Raw genomic sequence first — 354 nt, forward strand, 5'->3', positions numbered from 1 at the left:
GTTGCTGGTCAGCGGGATCGTCTCCAGTCGCATCAGCCGTGCTGGCACCATGTGCGCTGGCAGTCCGGCTTCCAGCGTGGCCTGTACTTCCTCGATCCGCAGCTCGGTTTCTCCCGTGATGTATCCGCACAAATACTTGTGTCCACGCTCGTCCGTCCGGTCGATGACTACGGCTTGACGCACACCCGGTACCCGCTGGATCGCCGTTTCAATCTCGCCCAGCTCGATCCGATAGCCCCGGATTTTGACTTGATAGTCCATCCGGCCGATAAAGTCCACATTGCCGTCTGGCATCCACCGCGCCAAATCGCCGGTGCGATACAAACGTTCACCCGGTACGTACGGGTTCGCTAC

At 59.9% G+C, this 354-nt stretch carries 1 protein-coding gene; it reads right to left on the reverse strand.

The features are described from left to right. Positions 1-354, reverse strand: a 354-nt coding sequence (locus HFD99_RS25045) for an AMP-binding enzyme (protein WP_167441075.1), incomplete at both ends; no start/stop codon positions are given.

The organism is Paenibacillus sp. EKM301P (genome assembly GCF_011800295.1).
Lineage (GTDB): Bacteria > Bacillota > Bacilli > Paenibacillales > Paenibacillaceae > Paenibacillus > Paenibacillus polymyxa.